A 25,365-nucleotide genomic window follows, 5' to 3' on the forward strand; every position below is an offset into this window, starting at 1 on the left:
TTCCCGATTCCCGCCCTATCCTTAGGTCATGCCGAGCCGTAAGGACGGGCCCTCCGTCGATCTCCACACCCAACCGCTGCCCCGCATGCCCGGGGTCGGGCCGAGCGTGGCCGAAAAGCTCGCCGCGCGCGGGCTGGTGAGCCTGCAGGATTTCTGGCTGCATCTGCCGCGCCAGTACGAGGACCGCACTCAGATCACCCCGATCCGCCTGCTGCAGCCCGGTGTCGCGGCTCAGATCGAAGGGCGGGTGGAGGCGGTGGATCGCGGCTTTCGATACCGGCCGATGTTGCGCGTGGCGGTCGGCGACGATTCGCGCGCGACCGTGGTGCTGCGCTTCTTCCATTTCCGCGCCGCCCAGGTCGCGCAGTTCCGCATCGGCGCGCGCGTGCGCTTGTACGGCACGCCCAAACCCGGGCAGAACGGCCTGGAGATCGTCCATCCCAGTTACCGCGTGCTCGAGGACGAAAACGAGATCGCCCTGGGCGAGCAACTCGATCCGGTTTATCCGGCGATCGAAGGCATCGGCCCGGCGACGCTGCGCCGCCTGATCGGCTTCGCCCTGGACCGCCTGCCCGACGACGCGTCGCTGGAGCTGATCCCGAGCGAACTGCGCGAACGCCTGCGACTGCCGACTCTGCGCGAAGCCCTGCTGACCGTGCACCGCCCGCCGGTGGATGCCGACGTGGCCGCGTTGATCGACGGCCGCCATCCGGCCCAGCGCCGGCTGGCGCTGGAGGAATTGCTGGCCCATCACCTCAGCCTGCGCCGTCAGCGCATCAGCCAGCAGGCGCACAAGGCGCGCCCGCTCAAGCAGATGCCGTTGGCCGAACGCCTGCGCAAGTCGCTGCCGTTCAAGCTCACCGGCGCGCAGAAGCGCGTGTTCGACGAAATCCGCGTCGATCTGGCCAAACCTTCGCCGATGCTGCGACTGGTGCAGGGCGATGTCGGCAGCGGCAAGACCGTGGTGGCCGCATTGGCGGCGATGCTCGCCGTCCAGCACGGCCGCCAGGCCGCGCTGATGGCGCCGACCGAATTGCTGGCAGAGCAACATCTCAATAATTTGCGTAAGTGGCTCGAACCCCTGGACGTGCGCGTGGCCTGGCTGGCCGGCAAAGTCACCGGCCGTGCGCGCAAGACGGTGCTGGCGCAAGTCGCCAACGGCGAAGCGCAGGTCGTGGTCGGCACCCATGCGCTGATGCAGGAAGGCGTCGCCTTTAGCGATCTGGCGCTGGCGATCGTCGATGAGCAGCATCGCTTCGGCGTGCACCAGCGGCTGGCGCTGCGCGACAAGGGCGCCGGCGGCGCGGTCGGCGAGGATGCGATCGTGCCGCATCAGTTGGTGATGACCGCAACCCCCATCCCGCGCACCCTGGCGATGACCGCTTACGCCGACCTCGACGTATCGGCGATCGACGAACTGCCGCCGGGCCGCACGCCGGTGCAGACCGTCGCGCTCAGCGAGGAACGCCGTCCCGAACTGGTGCAGCGCATCCGCACCGCCTGCGCCGAAGGGCGGCAGGCGTACTGGGTCTGCACGCTGATCGACGATTCCGACGAAGTGATCGCGCAAGCCGCGCAGACCACGTTCGAGGAACTGTCCGTGCAACTGGCGCCGTTGCGGGTCGGCCTGGTGCATGGCCGCATGAAGGCGAAGGAAAAGCAGGAAACGATGCGCGCGTTCAAGGACGGCGAGCTGGATCTGCTGGTCGCCACCACCGTGATCGAAGTCGGCGTGGACGTGCCCAACGCATCGCTGATGATCATTGAGAACGCCGAGCGCCTGGGCCTGGCGCAGTTGCACCAGCTGCGCGGCCGCGTCGGCCGCGGCAGCGCGGCATCGAGTTGCGTGCTGCTGTATCGCTCGCCGCTATCGGGGCTGGCGCGGCAGCGGCTGGAAACGATGCGGCAGACCCACGACGGTTTCGTCATCGCGGAAAAAGATCTGGAATTGCGCGGCCCTGGCGAGCTGCTCGGCACCCGCCAGACTGGCCTTGCGGGTTTCCGCGTCGCCGACCTGGGCCGCGACGCGGATCTGCTGCCGCTGGTGCAGGAGCTCGGCGAGCGCTTGCTCAAGACCTCGCCGGAACTGGCCGAGCGCATCGTGTCGCGTTGGGTGGGCGGAGCGGTGCGCTACGCGTCTGCTTGAGTTTCGGAGGCGGCGGCGAAGTTTGCCGCCGGCCTCGCGCAGTCGCAGCGTCGGCGAGCCGCTTTGGGTCTAATGGTACGGCTACGGGTGCTCAGGGATGGCGGCGCCCGCCGCCGAAGCAACCGGGCCATCGACAGGAGTCTTGCATGCCCATCGCATTCGATCAGCCGCCCACCGCCGGCGGCGCTACCGCTCCGGCGACCGCGCAGACGCGGTCTTTCGGCGATTTCACCTGGAGTCCGGCGACGCTCGCGGTTAAAGCCCGGCTGCAGCGCAACGTGCCGGGTTTGTTTTCGACCGTAACCGGCACCGCCGGCGACGACGTGCTTTACGGCAGCAATCAGTCTGACCTCATCGAGGGGCTCGACGGCTCCGACACTTTGTACGGCCTGGGCGACGACGATGTCTTGTACGGCGGCAGCGGCGACAACATTCTGTTCGGCGGCAGCGGCGCCGATCATCTGTACGGCGGCGAAGGTAACGATTTCTACTACTTCAACATCGGCGACGGTCAGGATCGGGTCTACAGCGCCGACAGCATCGGCCAATTCATCGAGGTCGTGCATTTCGGCGCGGGGATCGACCCGGCGCAGGTGACGCTGGCGCGCGTGGGCGCCGATCTGATCGTGAACTACGGCAGCGGCGATGCGGTGACGGTGGTTGGCTTCTTCCCCGGCGGCGAAGATCCGTGGCCGCGCGGCGTCGATGAAATCTGGTTCCACGAAGGCGCGGCCTGGGACGTGTCGGAAATCCTCGCGCGCCTGCCGCCGGGGCAGGGCATCTGATCCCTTCGATCCGGTCCTCGCGCGCCTGGATGCGGCGCGCGGGGATTGGATGATCGGTCTCGGCCAACGTCGTTTCGGCGGCGTTGGTTTCGGCGTAACCGGCGCCGTGCGCGCGATCGATCTCGCGCGGCCGCGCCCTGCGGGACGGTCCTGAAACGGGGCGATACGGCCGATTACCACAGCGCCCCGATATTTGGCATAGTGGCCCGCCAGCTGGAGCGCCCCACCCGGATGCCGGGAGCCCTTCAAAACGCGGCAACGCAATGGTTCGGCCCGGCTTTCGACCGGCTGCATCCCTTGCTGCAGGCGCTGCACCGCAGCGGCGGCACCCTGGGCGGGGAGATCGCCATCTCCACCGGCACCGGACTGGCCGGGCGCATCGGGCGCCGGCTGGCGCGCAAGCTCGGCATTCCGGTGGATCGGCCGCGGCGTGGGTTCCGGGTCGATATCGTCCACGACGAACAGCAGATGCAGTGGCGCCGACGCTTCGACGACGGCAGCGAGCTGCTCTCGATCTTCAGGCCTGTGGGCCAATATCCCGATGGCCATTGGCTGGAATCCACCGGCCCGGCGCGGATGAAACTCGGCGTTGATCTCGACGGTGGCGGTTGGCGCTGGCGCCTGCTCGGCGTCGATGTGCGCGGCCTGCCGTTGCCGCTGTTTCTGTTTCCGCGCACCGACGCCTACAAACGCATCGAACGCGACGAAAACGGCGAGCGTTATCGCTTCGCTGTCGTGTTCTCGTTGTTTCCCTTCGGCGAACTGCTGCGCTACGAAGGCGCGCTGCACGCCATCCCGGCCGATTCGGCCTCATCGGCCGATCCGGCCGGCGCAGCGGTGTTCGCTGCGCACAGTTCCGCAGAACGAGTGACTACATGACCGACCGCATTCCCCTGCTTATCGATACCGACCCGGGCGTGGACGACGCGCTTGCCTTGCTGATGGCGTTCAACGATCCGCGCCACGAGTTGGTCGGCTTGACCATCGCCGCCGGCAATGTCGGCCTGAAACACACCGTCGCCAACGCGCTGAAGCTGTGCGAAGTGGCCGGTGTCGATGTCCCGGTGTTCGCCGGCGCCGACGCGCCGTTGCTGCATCCTTCGCCCGATGCGGGTTATGTGCACGGGCAGGATGGTTTCGGCGATGTCGGCTATGAAGCGGCCAAGCGGCAAGTCGAAGCCGAGCACGCCGCGCTGGCGATCATCCGTCTTTCGCACGAACACGCCGGCAAACTGCTGCTGGTCGCGCTCGGGCCGCTGACCAATGTCGCGCTCGCGCTCAAGCTCGATCCGACCTTGCCGCAACGTATCGCTCGTTTGGTGGTGATGGGCGGCGCGGTGACCTGCCAGGGCAACATCACGCCGGCGGCGGAGTTCAACATCTACTTCGATCCGGAAGCCGCGCACATCGTGTTCGAGGCGTTCGAGCATCTGGATCTGGCCGATTGGGAAGCGGTGGTCGCGCACGGCCTGCTTCATGATCGCGTGGTCGGTTGGTTCAAGACCGATTCCGCGCGCGGGCAGTTCTACGAGCGCATTTCGGAGAAGACCCGGATGTGGTCGATCGACCGCCGCGGCGATCACTGGCATGCGGCCGACGCGTTGGCGATGGCGTTCGCGCTGGAACCCGAAGGCGCGCTGGACGTGCAGTCGCGGCCGGTGTCGATCGAGCTGGACGGCACTCACAGCCGCGGCGCGACGGTGGTCGATTGGCGGCGGCAGGAGGGGAGGCCGGATAAGGCGGCTATTTTGATGAGATACGATCAACAGCGCTTCGAGCGTCTGATCCAAGCCGCCCTATCCGCGTCCCCCGCGTAGGCGTTAGGCAGCCGGCGACACGATCCGAAGACGCCAACCGCTTCGTCGTCCCAGACAAGCCCAGAGCCCCAAGCCGCCCATCCCCGGGCGGCTTCGCCCCATCTCCCAAGGCGCAGCGATTTACCCCTCTCATAAATAGAGTGGCTAATCGCCGGTGAGGAGACGCCACAGACGCGAGTGCTTTCATTAGACTTCCGCGCCCGCCCGCGCCCTCACCCCAACCCCTCTCCCGCAAGCGGGAGAGGGGCTCTACCGGCGCTCCGAACGTTCAGATGGCTGCCAGCAGCTCGACCGGGCAGGGCAAGCCGCCCCAAGCCCACGCTCCCAAAACCCACACTTGCACCACCCCCCAACCCCCGCTATACTGCCCGACTTTCCCGCACACCTTAAGGTTGAGTGCCATGAAGGCAGGCATCCATCCCGAATACCGCGACGTCGTCTTTCAGGACGTCACCACCGACTTCCAGATCCTTACCCGTTCGACCCTGTCGAGCAAGGAAACGATCAAGGTCGATGGCGCTGAGTATCCGTTGATCAAAGTCGATATCTCTTCGGCTTCGCACCCGTTCTATACGGGCAAGCACAAGATCATGGACACCAGCGGCCGCGTCGATAAGTTCCGCAAGCGTTACGCGCAGAAGTAATTCGCGTCGCCGAAGCAATTCGGAACACATCGCTGCACGCACAACGGCTGCCCGCGAGGGCGGCCGTTTGCGTTTGCGCGCTTTCAGGCGTTGCGTGGCTTAGCTCGAGCAGGTCGTCGAGAGCGTATACGCCGATGCCGATCAGGCCGCGCCAGACTGCGCGCGTCCACCTCGAATCAAACGGGCCCGGTATCGCTTCGGCCCCGGCTCGCGCGCGAGCCAATCTCCACTGATCCGGTCGAAGCCTGCCGCCCTGTTCGCGTGCGCAGCTTTCGACCGAGCGCTGCCACGTCCTGCTGAGCGCCCACATCGCCGCCATCCCGATCGCCGGCGATGAACAAAGCCGACCATTCCGGCAACCCGCCCGCCGCAATCATCGCCACTTCCGCGGCCGCCCCGATTCCGACCCCGTTCCAGCCCGAAACCGCGCGAATCCAGCCGCAATCCGCCCTGCGACCATCCCGCCGCCGCCCACCGGCACGCCTGCCGCCACATCGCGGCAACCAGACGGTCAAATAATCGCCGCAAGCGCCCGCCGACCCCGGATTCCCGGCCCGGGCGCGAAACGCTGCGTGCCCCCGGTGGCGCCGGCCCTGGCGAAGTCCGAGCTTTGGCTCTGAGAGCGTTGTGCGATAATTCACTATCGCAACGTGCTTGCGACCCCCTGTTCCCCTCCTGCCGCAGCCACCCTCTGCGGCAGCAGACTGAGGAGTGTTTCGTGTCCGAAGATTCCAACAAAACCCGCCTCGATCAGGTCACCGTGACCGCCGGCGACAAGAACTTCGCTCTGCCGGTGCAGCATCCGGTGCTCGGCGCGCCCTGCGTCGATATCGCCAAGCTGCCGAAAGAAACCGGGATGTTCACCTACGACCCCGGCTTCACCGCGACCGCCAGCTGCAAGTCGGCGATCACCTACATCGACGGCGACGAAGGCGTGCTGCTGTATCGCGGCTACCCGATCGAGCAGCTGGCCGAGAACTCGAACTTCCTCGAAGTCGCGTACCTGCTGATGAACGGCGAACTGCCGTCGGCGACCGAGTTCAGCAAGTTCGAACACGAAGTCACGCATCACACGATGATGCACGAGGCCTTCCGCACCTTCCTCTACGGCTTCCGCCACGACGCCCATCCGATGGCGATGCTGGTCGGCATGCTCGGCTCGATGGCGAGCTTCTATCACAACGAGTTGGACCTGGAAGATCCGGAGCAGCGCCGCCTGGCCGCGATCCGCCTGATCGCCAAGGTGCCGACCATCGCCGCCGCCTGCCATCGTTATTCGATCGGCTGGCCGATCCGTTATCCGAAGAACAGCCTGGACTACACCACGCGCTTCCTGCACATGCTGTTCGAAGTGCCGAGCGAGCCGCTGCAGCTGAGCCCGGTCGCCGCCAAGGCGATGGACCTGTTGTTCATCCTGCACGCCGATCACGAGCAGAACGCATCGACCTCGACCGTGCGTCTGGTCGGTTCGACCGGCGCCAACCCCTACGTCAGCGTCGCTTCCGGCGTCGCCGCGTTGTGGGGACCGGCGCACGGCGGCGCCAACGAAGCCGTGCTCAAGATGCTCAACGAGATCGGCCGTCCGGAGAACGTCAAGGCCGCCGTCGATAAGGCCAAGGACAAGGAATCGGGCTTCCGCCTGATGGGCTTCGGCCACCGCGTCTACAAGAACTACGACCCGCGCGCCGCGCTGGTGCGCAAGATGACCCACGACGTGCTCGGCGAACTCGGCGTCAACGATCCGCTGCTGGAAGTGGCGATGAAGCTGGAAGAAGCGGCGCTGAAGGACGATTACTTCGTCCAGCGCAAGCTCTACCCGAACGTCGATTTCTACTCGGGCATCATCTACAAGGCGCTGGGCATCCCGGTGGAAATGTTCACGGTGATGTTCGCCATCGCGCGCACCGCCGGCTGGGTGTCGCATTGGCTGGAACAGCAGAACGATCCGGAGAACAAGATCGGCCGTCCGCGCCAGATCTACACCGGTCACGGCGTGCGCGACTACGTGGCCGCCGACAAGCGCTGAGACGTTCGCTGTCGCGATAACTGAAAACGCCCCGTTCGCGGGGCGTTTTCTTTTGTGCGAGGCAGAGGCGCGACTGGTTCGCGGTCGAGTTGCGTCGGCACTTAAGTCCGGCGCGTATCGCCCACACAGCGCAAGCGATCATCCCGGTTCGCGCATCTGCCGGATGAAATACGCATACGCCAACTGATCCCGGTCGGCGCCCGCCGGCAGGCGTTGGCGCTGCGACTGCGCGTGTTGTACGGCCTCCTCGCGGCTCATCGCGCCGTCGAGCACGCGGTCGCGCAATCCGCGCAAGCGCTGCAGGCTCAGGCCCGAGGCGTCGGCGTAGCGTGCGGCCTGGGCGAGGAAGAAAGCGCTCAGTTCGGGCGGCAGGCGCAGGTCGTCGGTCACATCCCGACGGCCGTACTCGTAGATGCGCGGCTGCTTCCACGGATCGAAGCCGCGGGTCCCGAAGCTGTCGTACTGGCTGAGAAAAATCTGCGTGGTCGGCACCACGATGCGCGCTTCACGCGGCGCGCCCGGCAGGCTCCAGACCGCGACGGTGTGGTTGCCGGTCGGCCAGAACAGGCCGACGTTGCGCACTCCGCCGCGTCGCGCCAGGAAGGCGTACAGCGCGGAGATTTCGTCGCATTCCGCGTTGGCGCTGACCCGGCCGGGGCCGACCGCACGCAGCGCCCGCCACTGGGTCCAGATCGCGTCCGAATTGGGTTCGCGATCGGTGATCGTCCAATGCAGGTTCCAGTAACCGCCGTCGCGCGTGGCCTCGAACAACAGCCTTAGATATGCGTAGTCGGCGTAAGGCATCTGGCTCGCGCTCAATCCTTGCGCCGACAGCAACGCCTGATAGTCGGCGCGCACGGCGGGGCTGGCTTGCGATGCGGCGGCGCGGGCGCGCAGGGCGGCGATCAGTTCGGCGAGCGTGGCCGGTGCGGCGGTGACGGGATTCGCGCGCGCCGCGGATGCGCTCGCAGGCGGTTTGGCGATGGCGGCGGCGCTCAACGCCGACAGGCACGACAGGCCAATCGCGGTGCACAACGCGGTGGCCGCGCGGCTCGCGCGGATTTTCGTCGATTGATCGCTGCGCATCCTTGTGCTCGCTTGCTGATGTTGCCCGCGGGGAGTGGGCCGCGCGGGCGAGGCGGCAATCTCTAGCCGCGTTCGAACTCGGAAATTTCCTCGTCGGCGAGCAACTGGCGCAGCTGGCTCGCGGTCGCGCGCCGCATCGGTTTCTCATCGACGTTCGACAGCGGCGCCTGACGCAGTACGTCCAGCGGCAATACGGTCAGGTCGAAGGTCAGTTCTTCCGCGCTGAACACCCAGACCGGAAAGTCTTCGCTGCGTTCGCGGTCCAGGCGCAGGCGGCGGTCGCGCGCTTCGGCCGGGATGCGGTGGTGTTCGAGGAACATCGGCACCGCTTCGGGATCGTCGCTGTACAGATGCAGCGCGACCGGGCTGCGCGCGTCGGCGGTGCCGTCGAGCACCGGGCCGATCAGGCGCGGCTCGAATTCGCGGAAGAACTCCAGCGCGCGCAGGGCCGCTTCGCGGCGCTGACGCAGGCCGCCGAGGTGTTCGCGCTGAAACAGGCGCTGGTATTCGCGCAGCGCATCTTCGATCTCGCGGTTACGCGGCAGCGAGGCGTCGTCGAAAATGCCGAGGCGTTCGGCGGCTTTCAGCTTGGCCAGGTGGTAGTCGCGGATGCCGCTTTCGGCGATCAGGCGGGCGGCTTCGTGGGCGAGGCGGTGACGGCGCTCGCGGATGCGGGTCTGCGCATGCTGATGTGCGTGCTGTCGGGCCTGGTGCATCTCGACCTCCGGGCTGGCACGGCACGGCGAGGGCTTTCGCCGCGGCCGGGTAAGCCGGCAGCCCCAAAACTAGCACGTTCGTCTATCACGGCAATGTCCAGGCCGGGGCAGGGGATTCAGGCGCCAGATAGGGCAAGCACGAGCGCCGGCGCCGGCGCGCGGGCAAAGAAAAAGGCCGCATGCGCGGGGCATGCGGCCTTCGTCGGGGTGCGGACGGTCGCGATCAGAAGATGTCGAAGGACTCTTCCGAGGGCGCGGCGTCTTCGTGGCCGTAGTCGGTGTAGGTCTGCATGCGCTCCAGATCCTCCGCCTTGACCCACTCCATCACGCCGCCGGCGCCGTCGGGAATCAGCGCGCCGTTGCCGGCCACCGAGACCTTGACCATGCCCTGCGGCGGCTCGTTGGGCTGGATCGGCTGATCCTTGAGCGCCACGCGCATGTAGTCGATCCAGATCGGCAGCGCGGCCTTGCCTCCGTATTCGCGGTAGCCCAGCGACTTGTAGTTGTCGCGGCCGACCCAGACCGTGGTGACGTAGGGGCCGCCGACGCCGGAGAACCAGGCGTCGCGGTGGTCGTTGGTCGAACCGGTCTTGCCGCCGACGTCTTCGCGGCCGAGCACCTTGGCCGCGGTGCCGGTGCCGCGTTTGACCACGTCGCGCAGCATCGAAATGATCTGGTAGGCGATGCGGTCGTCGATCGCGCGCGGGGCCACGTTCATGGCGGCGATTTCGGCCGGGGTAAGCGGCTTCTTCGCCGGTTCCGCCGGCTTCTTATCCTTGTCCTTTGCGCTCTTGTCCTTGGGATCGGGCTTCTTCGCGTCGGCGCTGTCGGTGCCGGGCGAGGGGCCCAGGTCGAAGCCGTCGACGACGTTGTTGGCCGGCAACGCCGCCGAGGCGGTGGCGCCGCGGCCGACGCATTCGGAGCAGGCGGTGGCGGGCTTTTCCTTGAACACCACCGCGCCGGCCCGGTCCTTGACCTCGTCGATGAACCACGGGGTGATGCGGAAGCCGCCGTTGGCGAAGGTGGCGTAGCCGCGCGCGACCGACAGCGGCGTCAGCGAGGCGGTGCCCAGCGACATCGACAGGTTCGGCGGCAGTTGCTCGACTTCGAAACCGAAGTGGCTGATGTACTTGCGCGCGAAGTCCACGCCGATCGCGTCGAGCAGGCGCACCGAGACCAGGTTGCGCGACTGCACCATCGCCTCGCGCACCCGCATCGGGCCGGCGAAGTTGCCGCTGTCGTTCTGCGGGCGCCACAGATGGCCGCGGCGATCCTTGAACACCACCGGCGCGTCGAGCACGATCGAGGCCGGGTTGTAGCCGCGTTCGAACGCGGCCGCGTAGACGAACGGCTTGAAGCTCGAACCGGGCTGGCGCCGCGCCTGGGTGGCGCGGTTGAACTTGGCGCCGGCGAAGCTGTAGCCGCCCGACAGCGCGCGCAGGGCGCCGTTGCTGGGTTCCAGCGACACCAGCGCGGCCTGCGCCTGCGGCAGCTGATCCAGGCGATAGCTGACAATCGGCGGCTCGCTCGGCGCGGCCGGGGCGGGGTCGCCGGGCTTGGCTTCGGCGACCGCCTTGGCCGGAGTTTCCAGGCGCGCGATGCGGGCCACGTCGCCGCGCTTGAGCAGGCTGCCGGGGCTGCGTCCGGCATAGCCCTGCTTGTCGTCCAGGGTCAGCTCGGTGCCGTCGCCGAGGACCACGGTGGCTTGCGAGCCGCTGGTCGACAACACCACCGCCGGCAGCAGGTTGGCCTGCGCCGGAATGCCGCGCAGGCGCACGCGCGTGGCCGTGGCGTCCTCGCTCGGGGCGAGGTCGAAGTGCTGTTCCACGCCGTGCCAGCCGTGGCGGCGGTCGTACACCGCCAGGCCGTCGCGGATGGCCTTGTCGGCGGCGATCTGCAGGGTCGGGTCGATGGTGGTGGTGACGTGGTAGCCCTTGGTCAGCGCTTCGGCGCCGTAGCGGGCGACCATTTCCTGACGCACCATTTCGGCCACGTACGGCGCGTAAACCTCGACCGGGCGCTCGTGCGGCGTGGCGTGCATCGGCACGGCCTTGGCCTGGGCGGCTTCGGCGGCGGTGATGAAGCGCTGCTCGGCCATGCGGTCGAGGATGTAGTCGCGGCGCAGCTTGGCGCGCTCGGGATTGCTCAGCGGGTTGCCGCTGGAGGGAAACTTCGGAATGCCGGCGAGCGAGGCCATCTCGTCGAGCGACAGCTCGCTCATCTTCTTGCCGTAGTAGAACTCCGCCGCCGCGCCCACGCCGTAGGCGCGGTTGCCGAAGAAGCTCTTGTTCAAGTACAGCTCGAAGATCTCGTCCTTGCTCAGCTCGCGCTCCATGCGCATGGCCAGCAGCATTTCGCCGAGCTTGCGCTTGTAGCTGTATTCCGAGCTCAGGAAGAACTGGCGCGCGACCTGCTGGGTGATGGTCGAGCCGCCCGGCACGCGCTTGTCGTCGGTGGTCGCCAGCAGCCAGATCGCGCGGCCGATGCCTTTGTAGTCGATGCCGTGGTGCTGGTAGAAGCGCGAGTCTTCGATCGCGATGAACGCCTGTTTCTGGCGTTCGGGCACGTCTTCGATTGCGATCGGATAGCGCCGGGTCTCGCCGAACAGCGCCATCAGGCGGCCGTCGCGGGCGTAGACGTACATCGGTTCCTGCAGTTCCACCGTGCGCAGGGTTTCGACGTCGGGCAGTTTGGGGACGATCAGGTAATACAAGGTGCCGAGCGCGATGGCGCCCAGCAGGGCCACGCCGATGAACGCGTAGAGCGCCCAGCGCAGCCAACGGCGAATACGGGACATCGAATCGGGTTCCGGAGTCGGTGGTCGTGACGGGCAAGTATAGAGGAGCGCGGATCGCGACCCCGATCCCGATTTGTATCGGTGTGGAACGGGGGGCTGTGCCGGGCCGGGGCGGTCGCGGCCGGGCGCGGGTCGGGCCGCGGCCCTGGCCGCGAGGCGGCGGCGCCTCGCCGGGCGGGGCTCACCCAGGCTCACCGGTTTGCCGACGGTGTTGCCGGACCTGTGAGCGGCCGCGCATTGCCGCGTTAAGGCGGCCGCGCGAACTGTAGCGGCCGGCACGGATCGCGGCGGCGCGGCGATTGCAGGATCGGTGAACAGCGGCCTGGAGCGACATCCGGGCCCTGGCGAGCACGCCCCGTCTCGTGATTGCGATCGCATGTCGCTGGCTCATGGCGGATTCGTTGCATCTGGCACTTGACCTGTGGACTGACGGTGGTGGTCACGTGACGCCAAGGGTCAAAAAAGCACGACTGGGTTGGCAAACCCAAAAGAAGTGGTTGCCAGCCTGTGAAAAGTCCGTTATCTAATCCGGGGCCACACGAAGTGCGCGTAAGCGCTTGTGGCATGGGGAGATAACTGTGGGACTCATCACAAAAAGCCAGCCGGCCTTGGTCGGTGTGGATATCAGCTCGACCGCGGTAAAGTTGCTGCAACTCTCACGAGTGGGCAATCGCTACCGCGTTGAGCATTATGCGGTCGAACCGCTGCCGCCCAATGCGGTGGTGGAAAAGAACATTGTCGAGGTCGAAGCGGTGGGCGAGGCGATCAAACGCGCTGTCGCTCGATCGGGGACCCGCGTGAAGCACGCCGCCGCCGCGGTCGCCGGTTCTTCGGTGATCACCCGCGTCATCGGCATGCCGAGCGATCTCGACGAAGACGAATTGGAGTCGCAGATCGAGCTGGAGGCGGCCAACTACGTGCCGTATCCGATCGACGAGGTGAACCACGACTTCGAAATCCTCGGCCCGATGCCGGGCAGCCCGGACATGGTCCAGGTGCTGCTCGCGGCCTCGCGTTCGGAGAATGTCGAAGTCCGTGCCTCGGCGCTGGAGCTCGGCGGCCTGACCCCCAGGGTCATGGACGTGGAAGCCTTCGCGATCGAGAACGCCTTCGCCCTGCTCGCAGACACGCTCAGCAGTCCGCGCGACGGACTGGTGGCGCTGGTGGACTCCGGCGCGACCATGACCACGCTCAACGTCTTGCGCAACGGTCGCAGCCTGTATCACCGCGAACAGGTGTTCGGCGGCAAGCAGCTGACCGACGAGGTCATGCGCCGCTACGGGCTGAGCTACGAGGAAGCCGGTCTGGCCAAGCGCCAGGGCGGGTTGCCGGAGAGCTATCAGGCCGAGGTGCTCGAGCCGTTCAAGGAAGCGATGGTCCAGCAGGTCAGCCGTCTGCTGCAGTTCTTCTATGCCGGCAGCGAGTTCAACCGCGTCGATCAGATCGTCCTGGCCGGCGGCGGCGCCTCGATTCCGCGCATCGCCGAGATGGTCGAAGAACAGCTCGGCGTACCGACCACCGTGGCCAATCCGCTCGCGCACATGACTCTGGGCCCGCGCGTCCAGGCCCATGCGCTGGCGCAGGACGCACCCGCACTGATGATTGCCTGCGGCCTGGCCCTGAGGAGCTTCGACTGATGGCACGCATCAACCTGCTCCCGTGGCGCGCCGAGCGCCGCAAAGCACGACAGAAGGAATTCGGCGCCATCCTCGCCTTGTCGGCCCTGGCCGCCGCGGCGCTGTCGGTGCTGATCGTTTTCTACTACAGCAGCGAAATCAGCGGCCAGCAGAACCGCAACACCTTCCTGGAAGGGCAGATCGCGGAAGTCGATAAGAAGCTCACCGAGATCGAAGAGCTCGACAAGAAGAAGGCCAAGCTGCTCGCGCGCAAGGAAGTGATCGAGAAGCTGCAGTCCAACCGCTCGCAGATGGTGCACCTGTTCGATTCGCTGGTGCGCACCATTCCCGACGGCGCGGTGCTGACCGCGATCAAGCAGGACGCCGAGACGCTGACCCTGGAAGGTCGCGCTCAGTCCAACGCCCGCGTCAGTACCTATATGCGCAACCTCGAGGTCTCCGGCTGGATGAGCAAGCCGGACCTGACCATCATCGAGGCGAAAGATGGTGGTGGTAAGGGTCTGCCGTACGAGTTCAAGCTGACGGTGAAGCTGGCCAACCCGAACGCGCCCAAGGACGAGGACGGCGACGGCATTCCGGACGCGCCGGTCGCGGCTCCGACCGATGCGGCCGCCGCCGCAGCCGGCACCGCGCCCGCGGGCGGTACAGCTCCGGCCGGTTCCGCTCCGGCCGCCGCGCCTGCCGGTGCCGCCGCTCCCGCGGCTGCGCCGACGGCTAAGCCTGGTACCGCACAGCCCGCCGCTGCCCCGGCCAAGCCCGCGCCCGAGGCCGCCAAGCCCGCCGCCACCCCGGCCAAGCCCGCGCCGGCCGCCCCGACCAAGACAGGAGCCGCGTCGTGAGCAGAAAGGCTTCGATGAAGAACTTGGACTTCAACAACATCGGCGGTTGGCCGCGTCAGGCGCAGATCATCTTCTGCGCCGTCGTCGGCATCGTGATCATCGGCCTGGCCTGGTGGCTGTTCGTCAGCGACAAGCGCACCGAGCTGGAAGGCCTGGAGCGCAAGGAAACCGAACTGCGCACCACCTTCGAGACCAAGCAGGGCCGGGCCGCCAACCTGGAGCCGCTCAAGCAGCAGCTGACCCAGATGGAACAGCAGCTGCAGCAGATGCTGCGCCAGCTGCCCAGCAAGACCGAGATGCCCGACCTGATCGTGGACATCTCCCAGACCGCGCTGGCCACCGGCATCTCCAACGAGCTGTTCCAGCCCGGCGCGGAAGTCCCGAAGGAGTTCTACGCCGAGAAGCCGATCGCGCTGCGCATGGTGGGCACCTACCACCAGTTCGGCGCCTTCGTCAGCGGCGTGGCTTCGCTGCCGCGCGTGGTCATCATGACCATGCACGACATCTCGCTGAAGCCCAAGGGCAGCAACAACAAGGACGCGCTGGGCGGGATCACCCCGAACAGCCCCCTGGAGCTGGCCGGCACGGTCAAGACCTACCGCTATCTGGATGAAGACGAGATGGCTGCGCAGAACAAGCCGGCCGACGGCGCTGCAGGCGCGAACGGCGCTCCGGCGCCGGCTGGCGACAAGAAGGAGGGCACCTGACATGCGCGCTTCCTTCGTGCTTAACCGCTCTTCGCTCGCCGCCGCCTGCGCGGTCGGCCTGGCATTGCTCAGCACCGGTTGCTTCCGCAGCATCACCAGCACGCCCGGCGAGGCGCCCAATCTCGAGAAGTGGGTCGCCGAGATCAAGGCCAAGCCGGCGCCGCCGCTGGATCCGCTGCCGGTCATGCAACAGTTCGAAACCTTCGAGTACGCCGCGCAGGATCTGCGCGATCCGTTCAGCACCGCCTTCACCGACGAGGACACCGGATCGGGTCCGCGTCCGGAGAAGGCGCGACGCAAGCAGCCGCTGGAACAGTTCCCGCTCGATGGTCTCGACATGGTCGGCACCCTCGGACGCGGCAGCGGTATCGTGGCGCTGGTCATGGCGCCCGACAAAGTGACTTATCGTGTTCGACCCGGTGCGTACATGGGGCAGAACGACGGTCGTGTGACCGCCGTGACTGAGGAACGCATCGACTTGGTTGAACTGGTGCCGGATGGCGCAGGCGGTTGGCTGGAACGTCCGGCTTCCGTGGCGCTGGAAGATCAATGATTAGGGGATAGCATGATGATCGTATTCAACGCCAACAACATGCCGTCGGACCGACGCCCCATGGCCTCCGGCACCCGCATGGCCGGGCCCCGCATGGCCGGACTGGTGGTCGGTCTGCTGGCCGGCATCAGCGCCGCGCAAGCGGCGCCGCAGACGGCTCCGGCGGCACCCGCCGTCCAGCCGCCGGCCGCGATCGCGGCCGCGCCGGCCGTGGCACCGACGCCGAGCAACGACCCGTCCAAGCAATTGCCGGGCACGATTTCGGTCGCCAACATCGACTTCAAGCGCGGCGACGGCGGCTCCGGCAAGCTGATCGTGCGCTTCAGCGGTGAAGGCGCATTGCCCGACATGCGCAGCCAGGGCGCGCAGGTGATGATCAACGTCGGCAACGCGCAGCTGCCGGCTTCGTTGCAGCGTCCGCTCAACGTCGCCGACTTCGCCACGCCGGTGCAGCGCATCGACGCGCGCACCAGCGGCACCGGCGCGCAGTTGGTGCTCAACACCAGCGGCGCCTACGACACGATGGCGTACCAGACCGGTCGCGACTACATCGTCGAAGTGGTTCCGCGCACGGCGCAGAGCGGCAATCGCGCGGTAGGCGCGGCGGCCACCGCCGGCGGCGCCAAGCCGGCGTCCGGCGCGGCACCGACCTCCGGCAGCATCAGCGCTCCGGCCCCGGTCGCCCGCACCTACGGCGGCCGTCCGGTGACCTTCAACTTCCAGGACGTGCCGGTGCGCACGGTGCTGCAGCTGGTCGCGGAAGAGTCCAACCTCAACATCGTCGCCGCCGACACCGTGCAGGGCAACGTGACCCTGCGCCTGGTCAACGTGCCGTGGGATCAGGCCCTGGACATCGTCCTGCAGGCCAAGGGTCTCGACAAACGCCGCAGCGGCAACGTGGTGTGGGTCGCGCCGCAGGCCGAAGTCGCCAAGTACGAGCAGGATCGCGAAGATGCGCGCATCGCTCTCGACAACCGTGTCGATCTGACCACCGAGTACGTGCAGGTCAATTACCACAATGCCGCGCAGATTTATAAGGCGCTGACCGAGGCCAAGGGCATCGGTAGCAGTGCCGGCGGTAGCAGTGGCGAAGGTAGCAACAACGAAAACGGCTTCCTCTCGCCGCGTGGCCGCCTGGTCGCCGATGAGCGCACCAACACCCTGATGATCAGCGACATCCCGAAGAAAGTCGCGCAGATGAAGGAGTTGATCCGGGTCATCGACCGTCCGGTCGATCAGGTCCTGATCGAGGCCCGCATCGTCATCGCCAACGAAAGCTTCGCCCGCGATCTGGGCGCGCGTTTCGGCGTGTCCGGTCAGAAGGGCGATGTGATCACCAGCGGTACATTGGAGAGCATCAACAACTACCGCAACACCGCCGCCAAGAACGGTCTGATTACGCAACAGGCCAATAAGCTGACGGATGACGCGAAATTGTTCGACGGCATCGATAACGCCAAAGCCACCAGCTTGCGCGATCAGGCCCGCTCGCTGCTGCAGACCATCACCAACCCGGCCTTCCTGTTCCCAGCCAGCCTCAACACCAACCTCCAGGCAGCCACTTCCGGCGGCGCGCTCGCGTTCACCATCCTCGGCAAGTTCGTGAACCTGGACATGGAGTTCAGCGCGATGCAGACCGAAGGTCGCGGCGAAGTGGTTTCCAACCCGCGCGTGGTCACTAGCAACCAGCGCGAAGCGGTGATCAGCCAGGGTAAGGAAGTCGGCTACGTGACCATCTCGCCGCAGCAGGGCGGCAACAGCATTCCGATCCCGAACGTGCAGTTCAAGGACGTGCTGATGGAGATGAAGGTCAACCCGACCATCACCAACGACGGCCGCGTGTTCCTGAACATGAACGTCAAGAAGGACGAGGTCGAAGGCTTCATCGACACCTCGATCGGTCAGGTCCCGCAGATCGCCAAGCGCAACATCAACACCGCGGTGTTGGTCGAAGACGGCCAGACGGTCGTGATCGGCGGCGTGTACGAGTTCAAGGACCGCACCGATCTGTCCAAGGTGCCGTTCCTGGCCGACATCCCGTTCCTCGGCAATCTGTTCAAGAAGAAGAGCCGCAGCAAGGAAAAGGCCGAGCTGCTGATCTTCGTGACGCCGAAGGTGATGAAGGTGTCGCAGCGCTGATTGCAGCGTCGTTTCGGCAAAGAGGGCCTGCGGGCCCTCTTTGCGTTTGTGGCGCTCGGCGATTGCCGCATTCGGCCGTTCAGGCGCGCGCGGCCGGCGCCGGCCGCGATCCGGCGAATCCGCCGCCGCGTGGGTTCGAGCGCCGGCCACGACCTTCGGCACTCCCGCCTGACCGCCGCTTGGCGCCGAATGAAACCGGCACAACGCGCCCGATCTCGAGCCTCCCGCCCGCCCGCCGGCCACGGTCCGTGTCCCCGGGTTGAACCTCGGCGGCCGACTTCGGTCAAAATCGACCCGAACCTTTCCCGCCCCGCCCCCGCTCGCAACTGGATACCGGATGGACAGCGCACCGCAGATCGCTCAGCAAACCGTCGTCGCCGACGTCGACATCGCCCGCCTGCACGATGCGTTCAAGCATCTGCGCGATGCCCTTTCGCTGGAGATCGTCGGCCAGGCCGAGTTGATCGAACGGCTGCTCATCGCCTTGCTGGCCGACGGCCATCTGCTGGTGGAAGGCGCGCCGGGCCTGGCCAAGACCAGCGCCGTGCGCGCGCTCGCCGCGCGCCTTGAGGCCGAATTCGCCCGCGTGCAGTTCACCCCCGACCTGCTGCCGGCCGATCTGACCGGCACCGAGGTGTGGCGTCCGCAGGAAGGCCGCTTCGAATTCCAGCCCGGGCCGATCTTCCACCCGATCCTGCTCGCCGACGAAATCAACCGCGCGCCGGCCAAGGTGCAGTCGGCGTTGCTGGAAGCGATGGGCGAGCGCCAGGTCACCGTCGGCCGCGCTACCTACGCGCTGCCGCCGCTGTTCCTGGTGATGGCGACCCAGAACCCGATCGAACAGGAAGGCACCTTCCCGCTGCCCGAGGCGCAGCTCGATCGCTTCCTCATGCACGTGCGCATCGGCTATCCCGAAGCCGCGGCGGAAACCGAAATCCTGCGGCTGGCGCGCGAACGCGCGCGGCAGACGCTCAAGGCGGTGACCGAACCGGTCACGCGGATGCCGCTGGCCGACGTGTTCGCCGCGCGCGCGGCGGTGCTGGACTTGCACGTGGCGCCGGCGGTGGAACGTTATCTGGTCGAGATCGTACTCGCCTCGCGCGACGCCGGCCGCTACGACCCCGCGCTCGCGCGCCGCATCGCCTGGGGCGCGAGCCCGCGCGGCTCGATCGCGCTGGAGCGTTGCGCGCGCGCCCACGCCTGGTTGGCCGGACGCGACTTCGTCACCCCCGACGACGTGCGCGCGATCGCGCCGGAAGTGCTGCGTCATCGCATTCTGCCCAGCTACGAAGCCACCGCCGAAGGCTGGGACGGCGATCGCCTGCTCGGCGAACTGCTCAAGAAGGTGCCGTTGCCTTGAGGGCAGGGATTTGGGATTCGGGATTGGAGACGGCGGCCTGCGCGGCGCCGGATGGATCGATGAGCTGCCGGACCAGGGATCGGGAATGAACACTGCGGACAGCGGCGTGAGCGGACGTGGAATCGGTTGATGAGTGATGGAGTCGTTCCGAGCTTGGCCGAGTTGGTCGCCCTGCGCGCCGCCGTCAGCGGCCGCCGCAGCGCGCGCCATGGCCGCCACGGCGTCAGCGGACAGGCGCTGTCGCCGCTGCGCGGCCGTGGCATGGAATACGCCGAGTCGCGCGAGTACTCGCACGGCGACGACGCGCGCCACATCGACTGGCGCCTGACCGCGCGCACCGGCCGCGCCCACACGAAATTGTTCCAGGCCGAACGCGAACGGCTGACGCTGATCGTCGCCGACACCGCGCCGTCGCTGTATTTCGGCACCCGCGTGCGCTTCAAGTCGGTGCAGGCCGCGCGCGCCGGCGCGATCGCGGCCTGGGCCGCGGCGCGCGACGGCGACCGCATCGCCGCGTTGCGCGGCAGCCTGCGCGAACCGCCGGTGAACCCGGGCTCGGGCCCGCGCGGCGCCTTGCGCGTGCTCGATGCGATGGTGCGCTGGTACGCGCAGGCGCCGGCCGAAGACGCCGGCCTGGGTGTCGCCCTGGATCACGCCGCGCGTTTGCTGCGGCCCGGTTCGCGCCTGATCGTGCTGGCCGACCCGGGCAGCGTCGCGGCCCTGCCGCAGCGCCGCTGGGCGGTGCTGGCGCAGCATCACGAAGTGGTCGTGCTGCTGCTGACCGATCCGATCGAAACCCAACCCCCGCGCGGCGCGTTGCCGTTCAGTCGCGACGGCCAGCGGATCGAACTCGACCTGGGCGTGGACGCGCAGCGCCAGCGCTGGCACGACAGCTTCGTCGCGCCGGTCGAGGTCGCGCTGGAAAAACTGCCGGTGCGCGGCGTGCGCGTGCAGGCCTTGTCGAGCGATGCGGCCAGCGAATCCTGGCTGCCGCTGCTGGGCCGCGCGCGGCCGTTGGTGGCGTAATGGCCGCGCCGCTGGTTCTGCGCGATGTACACCTGCCGGGCGCGCCCTCGTGGTGGCCGCTGGCGCCGGGCTGGTGGGCGCTGATCGCGGCGATCGCGATCGTGTCGCTGGCCGCCTACCTGTGGCATCGCCGCCGCACCCGCCGCCGCCGCGAGATCGAGCACGTCTTCGATCACACCCTCGCCCAAGCGGCCACGCCCGCGGCCGAGGTCGCGGCGATATCGGAACTGCTGCGCCGCGCCGCGCGCCGTCGCGATCGCGACGCCGACCGCCTGCAGGGCCAGCAATGGCTGGAGTTTCTCGATCGCGGCAGCAAGCGCCAGGATTTCGCCGCCGGCAGCGGTCGCCTGCTGCTCGACGGCGGTTACCGGCGTCAGGTCGATGCCGCCCAGGCCGCGGCGTTGCGCGAGATCGCGCGGCGCCGGTTCCTGCAATGGATGGGCGTGCGCTGATGGCCACCTTGGGTGTGATGCTTTCCGAATGGCGCGAGGTGTTCGCCTGGCCGTGGCTGCTGGCGGCGCTGCCGTTGCCGCTGTTGGTGCGCTGGCTGCTGCCGGCCGCGCGCGACGGCTCGGCGGCGTTGAAAGTCCCGTTCGGCGCGCGCCTGGACACGGTCGCCGCGGCCGGCGGACGCAGCCTGCGCGGCGCCGCCGGCGCCGGTGCGCTGGCCTGGATCGCGTGGGCGCTGCTGTGCGTGGCCGCGGCGCGGCCGCAGCAGTTGGGCGAAGCGATCCGCCCGCCCCAGGTCGGCCGCGGCATGATGCTCGCGCTGGATCTGTCCGGCAGCATGAGCGAACTCGACATGAGCCTGGGCCGCCGCGCGGTGGACCGGCTGACCGCGGCCAAGGCCGTGCTCGCGGATTTCCTCGACCGCCGCGTCGGCGACCGCATCGGTCTGGTGGTGTTCGGCAATCACGCCTACGTGCTCGCGCCGCTGACCCTGGACCTGGCCACGGTGCGCGATCAACTCGAAGACAGCCTGGTCGGCCTGGCCGGCCAGGAAACCGCGATCGGCGAAGCGATCGGCCTGGCGGTGCGGCGCCTGCGCGATCAACCCAGCGACGAGCGCGTGCTGATCCTGCTCACCGACGGCGTCAACACGCCCGGCACCGCCGACCCGATCCGCGCTTCGGAAATCGCCCGCGACGAAGGCGTGCGCATCCACACCATCGCCTTCGGCGGCGACGGGTCGATGTCGTTGTTCGGAATCAAGATCCCCACCGCCGGCGGCGGCGCGGAAGTCGATGAAGCGGCCCTGCGCCGCATCGCGCAAGTCACCGGCGGGCGTTTCTTCCGCGCCCAGGACACCGCCGAGCTGGTCGGCATCTACGCCGAGATCAATCGCCTGGAACCGGTGCAGCGTCCGGGCAAGGCGGTACGTCCGCGGCTGGAGCGCTACGCGTGGCCGCTCGGCGGTGCGTTCGTGTTCGCCTTGCTGGCGTTCCTGTGGCCGCGGCGGAGGACGGCATGAATTCGGCCTGGAACGATTTGTCCGGCCATCTGGCGCCGCTGATCTGGCTGCGTCCGTATTGGCTGTGGGCCTTGCTCGCGCTGCCGTTGCTGGGCTGGTTGTGGCTGCGCCGCAGCCGCTCGCGCAACGTTTGGCGCGAACGGGTCGATGCGCATCTGCTGCCGCACTTGCTCGAAGCCAGCGGCGGGCGACGTTCGAATGTCGCCGCGGTGGCGGCGGCGCTGGCCTATCTGTTCGCGGTGATCGCGATGGCCGGGCCCAGCTGGTCGCAGAGCGCGCAGCCGCTGTGGCAAGGGCAGACGCCGCTGGTGATCGCGCTGGATCTGTCCAGCCGCATGCTCGCCGCCGATCTGCCGCCGACCCGATTGGCGCAGGCCAAGGCCAAGCTGTCCTCGCTGCTGGCGCGCCGCAACGGCGGCCAGATGGCCCTGGTGGTGTATGCCGACGATGCCTACACGGTCGCGCCGCTGACCGACGATCCGCGCAATCTGAGCGTGTTCCTGGATTCGCTCGCGCCCGACATCATGCCCGGCGACGGCCAGCGCGCCGACCGCGCGATCAAATGGTCGGCGCAGTTGTTGAAGCAGGGCGGTTTCGCGCGCGGGCAGATTTTGTTGATCACCGATCGCGCCGACAAACGCGAGCGCAGCGCCGCCAATGCCGCGGCCGGCGACGGCTATCGGGTTTCGGTGCTGGGCTTGGGCAGCAACAGCGGCGCGCCGTTCCAGCGCCCGGACGGACGCATCGTGATGGCGCGCCTGGATCTGGACTCGCTGCGCGCGCTGGCCGCCGAAGGCGAGGGCCGCTACGCCACCATCGCCCGCGACGACAGCGATCTGCGCGAGCTCGGCGTACTCGCGCCCGAGCGCGCCGACGTCGGCGCGGCCCAGGGCGAGAAACGTCTGGCCCGCGAAGACGACGGCTATTGGCTGCTGCCGCTGTTGATGCTGCTGGCGCTGTTGGCGTTCCGCCGCCGCAGCGGCGTCGCCGCGGTCGCGCTGCTGTGCCTGTGGCTGCCGATGGCGCCCGGTCACGCGCAATCGCTGTGGACCCGCGCCGATCAGGCCGCGCACCAACGCATCGCGCAAGGCAATCAGGCCTATCAGCAGGGCCAGTTCGAACAAGCCGCCGATCTGTACAAGCGCAGCGAGGGCGCCGACGCGCAGTACAACCTCGGCAACGCGCTGGCGCGGCAAGGGCAGTATCCCGAAGCGATCCAGGCCTACGATCGCGCGCTCAAGCAACAGCCCGGCATGGCCGATGCGATCGCCAACAAGCGCGCGGTCGAAGCGGCGATGAAGCGCAAACCGCCGAAGGGCGGCGACGACGCCAAGCAGCCCAATCCCTCCGGCGACAAACCGCAGGAGCAAAAACCCTCCGACGACGGCAAGGCGCCCAAGCCCGACCAGGGCAAGCCGCAACAGCAGCCGCAGGGCCAGAACGAAAAAGATCCGGCGCAAAACCAAGGCAAGGCGCCGGCAGACGACAAGGAAGCCCAACGCAAGGCCGACGCCGAGCAGCGCGAGCGCATGCAGCGCGAGCTCGAACGTCAGGCCAAAGAAGGCGACAAGGGGCCCAAGGGCGAACGCGAACCGGCGCGCACGCCGGCGCAGCGCGAGCGCCGGCAGGCCAACGACGCCTGGCTCAAGCGCGTGCCCGACGACCCGGGCAGCCTGCTGCGGGAAAAATTCAAGATCGAATACGCCCGGCGCCAGATGTCGGCGTTGGAAGGAGATTGAGGCCGATGCCGCGTTACCTGCTCAAATTCGCGCTGTGCCTGCTGCTGGCCGGCTTCAGCGGCGGCGTGTTCGCGCAGACGCGCGCCTGGCTCGATCGCGACAGCGTCCGCGCCGGCGAGACCGTCACGCTCAACGTGGAATCCGACGGCAACGTCGGCGGCGGCCCGGACTATTCGCCGCTGTACGAAGACTTCGAACCCCTCGACAGCAAGTCCAACACCCGCATCGAACCGGGCGTCGGCGGCATGGTGGCGCGCAGCCGTTATGTGCTGACCCTGCGGCCCAAGCGCAGCGGGCGGCTCACCGTGGCGGCGCTGCGCGTGGGCGGCGTCTACACCAAGCCGCTGAATCTGTATGTCGAGCCCGAACCTGCGGACACGCAGCCGGCGATCGCCTCCAGCGCGCAGGTGTTCGTCGAAGTCGTGCCCGACGATGAAAATCCTTACGTGCAGCAGGCGGTGGGTTGGCTGGTGCGGCTGTATTCGTCGGTGCCCATCGTCGGCGGCAAGCTCGACCAGCCGGTGCCCGACGGCGCCTCGCTGATGAAGATCGGCGACGACGCCCAGTACGAACGCAACATCGGCGGCAACACCTACACCGTGGTCGAGCGCCGCTATCTGCTGGTGCCCGAGCGCAGCGGCCGGATGAGCGTGCCGCCGGCGGCGTTCGACGGCCGCAGCGCGCCGAGCCTGATCGATCAGCTGGTCGGCGGCGGCGGCGACCCGCAGCACGCGCGCAGCAAGTCGCGCGTGCTCAACGTGCGGCCGGTGCCGGCCAATGCGCCGCAGCCGTGGCTGCCGCTGCGCAGTCTGGATCTGCGTTATCGCACCACGCCGCAGCAACTGCGCATGGGCAACGCCGCCAGCGTGGTGGTCGAGGCCACCGTCGATGGTGCGAGCCTGGCGCAGTTGCCGGAATTGCAGTTGCCGCCGATCGACGGCGTGCAGGTATTCGCCGAACCGGTGCAGGCCGATGAAGGCTTCACCGGCGGCCGTCCGCGGGTGAAGCTGACGCGCAAATTCTCGCTGGTGCCGGCGCGCGAAGGGCCGGTGCATCTGGACGGTCTGCGCCTGGATTGGTGGGACGTGGCCGCCGGCAGCGCGCGCAGCGCGAGCTTGCCGGCGCTGAGCTGGACGGTCACGCCGGCCTCGGGCGCGGCGACCGGCGCCACCGGCACGGCCCGCGCCACCGGCCAGGCCGCGGACGCCGCGGGCGGCGATAGCAACGCCACCAGCGGCGCGGTCGCTGCGAGCGGCGCGACGACCTCGGGCGGCACCGGTTGGGCGGTCGCGGCGGTGCTGTTCGCGCTGCTGTGGCTGGCGACGCTGCTGTGGGCGCTGCACCTGCGCGCGCAACCGCGCGCGTTCGCCGCGGCCAAGCCGGCGGCGCAGCAGGCGGCCGGAACCGAGGCCGCCGCGCTGACCTTGAATCTGCCGGCCTTGCGTCAGTTGATCGATGTGGGCGACTTCGACCACATCGCCAGCGTGCTGCGCGGGCTAGCGCGCCCGCCGGCCCGCGACGACGACGAACTGATCGAACGGCTGGCCGATCCGGGCCAGCGCGAGGCCGTACAGGCGCTGCGCCGCGCGCGCTGGGGCGGCGGCGACGGCGTGGCCGCGCGCACCGCGCTGCGCGCCGCCTTCGCCAAGGCGCCGCAGTGGCGGCAGACGCAGGGCGAGGCGGCTTCGCCGCTGGCGCCGCTTTATCCGGTGCGTAAGTAGAAGCAAGAGCAAATCCCCCCTACCCCCCTTTTTCAAGGGTCTTAGGAAGCAAAGCTGCCCCATAACGCAGCTATCTTCCTGAAATGCAAAAGAAAAACAGGTATTACCGCCGTTCGAAAATCAGCGAGGCCCGATTTCGGGCGCTCGTGCGCTGTT

At 68.0% G+C, this 25,365-nt stretch carries 21 protein-coding genes and 1 pseudogene; 19 read left to right on the forward strand and 3 right to left on the reverse strand.

Annotated features, from left to right (window positions below):
* Positions 1–28 precede the first annotated feature (28 nt).
* The 7 genes from recG to AB4Y92_RS22600 all read left to right on the forward strand — a co-directional run bounded on the left by recG (position 29) and on the right by AB4Y92_RS22600 (position 7,418).
* Positions 29–2,146, forward strand: a complete 2,118-nt coding sequence (gene recG / locus AB4Y92_RS22570; protein ID WP_441821696.1) for an ATP-dependent DNA helicase RecG — start codon at positions 29–31, stop codon at positions 2,144–2,146.
* A 146-nt stretch (positions 2,147–2,292) separates the two neighbouring features.
* Entirely contained in the window at positions 2,293–2,931 is a 639-nt protein-coding gene (locus AB4Y92_RS22575) for a calcium-binding protein (RefSeq protein WP_441821697.1), read from the forward strand.
* 231 nt (positions 2,932–3,162) lie between these two features.
* Positions 3,163–3,810, forward strand: coding sequence for a DUF4166 domain-containing protein (locus tag AB4Y92_RS22580; protein ID WP_441821698.1), 648 nt, complete (start codon positions 3,163–3,165; stop codon positions 3,808–3,810).
* Positions 3,807–4,748, forward strand: coding sequence for a nucleoside hydrolase (locus tag AB4Y92_RS22585; protein WP_441821699.1), 942 nt, complete (start codon positions 3,807–3,809; stop codon positions 4,746–4,748). Before AB4Y92_RS22580 ends, AB4Y92_RS22585 begins: the two co-directional genes overlap by 4 nt.
* Positions 4,749–5,149: 401 nt before the next feature.
* Positions 5,150–5,392, forward strand: a complete 243-nt coding sequence (locus AB4Y92_RS22590) for a type B 50S ribosomal protein L31 (RefSeq protein WP_057941756.1) — start codon at positions 5,150–5,152, stop codon at positions 5,390–5,392.
* A gap of 333 nt (positions 5,393–5,725) precedes the next feature.
* Positions 5,726–5,911 carry a hypothetical protein gene (locus AB4Y92_RS22595; RefSeq protein ID WP_441821700.1) on the forward strand — a complete coding sequence of 62 codons (186 nt, stop codon included), beginning with the start codon at positions 5,726–5,728 and terminating at the stop codon, positions 5,909–5,911.
* A 199-nt stretch (positions 5,912–6,110) separates the two neighbouring features.
* Positions 6,111–7,418, forward strand: a complete 1,308-nt coding sequence (locus AB4Y92_RS22600) for a citrate synthase (RefSeq protein ID WP_215056937.1) — start codon at positions 6,111–6,113, stop codon at positions 7,416–7,418.
* 138 nt (positions 7,419–7,556) lie between these two features.
* Here AB4Y92_RS22600 and AB4Y92_RS22605 read toward each other — a convergent pair whose 3' ends face one another.
* The 3 genes from AB4Y92_RS22605 to AB4Y92_RS22615 form a co-directional block, all read right to left on the reverse strand.
* Positions 7,557–8,504 carry a hypothetical protein gene (locus AB4Y92_RS22605; RefSeq protein WP_441821701.1) on the reverse strand — a complete coding sequence of 316 codons (948 nt, stop codon included), beginning with the start codon at positions 8,502–8,504 and terminating at the stop codon, positions 7,557–7,559.
* A gap of 62 nt (positions 8,505–8,566) precedes the next feature.
* Positions 8,567–9,220: a hypothetical protein gene (locus AB4Y92_RS22610; RefSeq protein WP_441821702.1), complete on the reverse strand. Its 654-nt coding sequence runs from the start codon at positions 9,218–9,220 to the stop codon at positions 8,567–8,569.
* A gap of 223 nt (positions 9,221–9,443) precedes the next feature.
* Positions 9,444–12,017: a penicillin-binding protein 1A gene (locus tag AB4Y92_RS22615; RefSeq protein WP_441821703.1), complete on the reverse strand. Its 2,574-nt coding sequence runs from the start codon at positions 12,015–12,017 to the stop codon at positions 9,444–9,446.
* 578 nt (positions 12,018–12,595) lie between these two features.
* Here AB4Y92_RS22615 and AB4Y92_RS22620 point away from each other — a divergent pair.
* From AB4Y92_RS22620 to AB4Y92_RS22675, 12 genes and pseudogenes are all read left to right on the forward strand, one after another.
* The gene (locus AB4Y92_RS22620; RefSeq protein WP_215056939.1) at positions 12,596–13,654 is read left to right on the forward strand and encodes a type IV pilus assembly protein PilM; all 1,059 of its coding nucleotides are present in this window, start codon (positions 12,596–12,598) and stop codon (positions 13,652–13,654) included.
* Positions 13,654–14,493: a PilN domain-containing protein gene (locus AB4Y92_RS22625; RefSeq protein WP_441821704.1), complete on the forward strand. Its 840-nt coding sequence runs from the start codon at positions 13,654–13,656 to the stop codon at positions 14,491–14,493. The genes AB4Y92_RS22620 and AB4Y92_RS22625 overlap by 1 nt, the downstream gene beginning before the upstream one ends.
* The gene (locus tag AB4Y92_RS22630; protein WP_441821705.1) at positions 14,490–15,200 is read left to right on the forward strand and encodes a type 4a pilus biogenesis protein PilO; all 711 of its coding nucleotides are present in this window, start codon (positions 14,490–14,492) and stop codon (positions 15,198–15,200) included. The genes AB4Y92_RS22625 and AB4Y92_RS22630 overlap by 4 nt, the downstream gene beginning before the upstream one ends.
* Position 15,201: 1 nt before the next feature.
* Positions 15,202–15,753: a pilus assembly protein PilP gene (locus tag AB4Y92_RS22635; RefSeq protein WP_057941765.1), complete on the forward strand. Its 552-nt coding sequence runs from the start codon at positions 15,202–15,204 to the stop codon at positions 15,751–15,753.
* A gap of 12 nt (positions 15,754–15,765) precedes the next feature.
* Complete coding sequence (locus AB4Y92_RS22640; protein WP_441821706.1) at positions 15,766–17,892, forward strand: type IV pilus secretin PilQ; 2,127 nt, start codon at positions 15,766–15,768, stop codon at positions 17,890–17,892.
* A gap of 337 nt (positions 17,893–18,229) precedes the next feature.
* Positions 18,230–19,252, forward strand: coding sequence for an AAA family ATPase (locus tag AB4Y92_RS22645; RefSeq protein WP_057941766.1), 1,023 nt, complete (start codon positions 18,230–18,232; stop codon positions 19,250–19,252).
* 129 nt (positions 19,253–19,381) lie between these two features.
* Positions 19,382–20,278: a DUF58 domain-containing protein gene (locus AB4Y92_RS22650; protein WP_441821707.1), complete on the forward strand. Its 897-nt coding sequence runs from the start codon at positions 19,382–19,384 to the stop codon at positions 20,276–20,278.
* On the forward strand, positions 20,278–20,730 hold the full coding sequence (locus AB4Y92_RS22655; protein WP_441821708.1) for a DUF4381 domain-containing protein: 453 nt from the start codon (positions 20,278–20,280) through the stop codon (positions 20,728–20,730). The genes AB4Y92_RS22650 and AB4Y92_RS22655 overlap by 1 nt, the downstream gene beginning before the upstream one ends.
* Positions 20,730–21,749 carry a vWA domain-containing protein gene (locus AB4Y92_RS22660; RefSeq protein WP_441821709.1) on the forward strand — a complete coding sequence of 340 codons (1,020 nt, stop codon included), beginning with the start codon at positions 20,730–20,732 and terminating at the stop codon, positions 21,747–21,749. The genes AB4Y92_RS22655 and AB4Y92_RS22660 overlap by 1 nt, the downstream gene beginning before the upstream one ends.
* Complete coding sequence (locus AB4Y92_RS22665; protein WP_441821710.1) at positions 21,746–23,488, forward strand: VWA domain-containing protein; 1,743 nt, start codon at positions 21,746–21,748, stop codon at positions 23,486–23,488. The genes AB4Y92_RS22660 and AB4Y92_RS22665 overlap by 4 nt, the downstream gene beginning before the upstream one ends.
* Positions 23,489–23,493: 5 nt before the next feature.
* Positions 23,494–25,209 (forward strand): BatD family protein, encoded by a 1,716-nt coding sequence (locus AB4Y92_RS22670; protein WP_441821711.1) that lies wholly within the window; start codon positions 23,494–23,496, stop codon positions 25,207–25,209.
* A gap of 83 nt (positions 25,210–25,292) precedes the next feature.
* Positions 25,293–25,365: pseudogene (locus tag AB4Y92_RS22675) on the forward strand (IS1595 family transposase); the annotation flags it as partial.

Source organism: Lysobacter sp. TAB13, from assembly GCF_052113885.1.
GTDB lineage: Bacteria > Pseudomonadota > Gammaproteobacteria > Xanthomonadales > Xanthomonadaceae > Lysobacter > Lysobacter gummosus.

Bases quoted from the DNA above. Each gene is read 5' to 3' on its own strand.
- recG (WP_441821696.1), top strand. From the start codon at position 29: ATGCCGAGCCGTAAGGACGGGCCCTCCGTCGATCTCCACACCCAACCG.
- AB4Y92_RS22575 (WP_441821697.1), top strand. From the start codon at position 2,293: ATGCCCATCGCATTCGATCAGCCGCCCACCGCCGGCGGCGCTACCGCT.
- AB4Y92_RS22580 (WP_441821698.1), top strand. From the start codon at position 3,163: ATGCCGGGAGCCCTTCAAAACGCGGCAACGCAATGGTTCGGCCCGGCT.
- AB4Y92_RS22585 (WP_441821699.1), top strand. From the start codon at position 3,807: ATGACCGACCGCATTCCCCTGCTTATCGATACCGACCCGGGCGTGGAC.
- AB4Y92_RS22590 (WP_057941756.1), top strand. From the start codon at position 5,150: ATGAAGGCAGGCATCCATCCCGAATACCGCGACGTCGTCTTTCAGGAC.
- AB4Y92_RS22595 (WP_441821700.1), top strand. From the start codon at position 5,726: ATGAACAAAGCCGACCATTCCGGCAACCCGCCCGCCGCAATCATCGCC.
- AB4Y92_RS22605 (WP_441821701.1), bottom strand. From the start codon at position 8,504: ATGCGCAGCGATCAATCGACGAAAATCCGCGCGAGCCGCGCGGCCACC.
- AB4Y92_RS22610 (WP_441821702.1), bottom strand. From the start codon at position 9,220: ATGCACCAGGCCCGACAGCACGCACATCAGCATGCGCAGACCCGCATC.
- AB4Y92_RS22615 (WP_441821703.1), bottom strand. From the start codon at position 12,017: ATGTCCCGTATTCGCCGTTGGCTGCGCTGGGCGCTCTACGCGTTCATC.
- AB4Y92_RS22625 (WP_441821704.1), top strand. From the start codon at position 13,654: ATGGCACGCATCAACCTGCTCCCGTGGCGCGCCGAGCGCCGCAAAGCA.
- AB4Y92_RS22635 (WP_057941765.1), top strand. From the start codon at position 15,202: ATGCGCGCTTCCTTCGTGCTTAACCGCTCTTCGCTCGCCGCCGCCTGC.
- AB4Y92_RS22640 (WP_441821706.1), top strand. From the start codon at position 15,766: ATGATGATCGTATTCAACGCCAACAACATGCCGTCGGACCGACGCCCC.
- AB4Y92_RS22645 (WP_057941766.1), top strand. From the start codon at position 18,230: ATGGACAGCGCACCGCAGATCGCTCAGCAAACCGTCGTCGCCGACGTC.
- AB4Y92_RS22650 (WP_441821707.1), top strand. From the start codon at position 19,382: ATGAGTGATGGAGTCGTTCCGAGCTTGGCCGAGTTGGTCGCCCTGCGC.
- AB4Y92_RS22655 (WP_441821708.1), top strand. From the start codon at position 20,278: ATGGCCGCGCCGCTGGTTCTGCGCGATGTACACCTGCCGGGCGCGCCC.
- AB4Y92_RS22660 (WP_441821709.1), top strand. From the start codon at position 20,730: ATGGCCACCTTGGGTGTGATGCTTTCCGAATGGCGCGAGGTGTTCGCC.
- AB4Y92_RS22665 (WP_441821710.1), top strand. From the start codon at position 21,746: ATGAATTCGGCCTGGAACGATTTGTCCGGCCATCTGGCGCCGCTGATC.
- AB4Y92_RS22670 (WP_441821711.1), top strand. From the start codon at position 23,494: ATGCCGCGTTACCTGCTCAAATTCGCGCTGTGCCTGCTGCTGGCCGGC.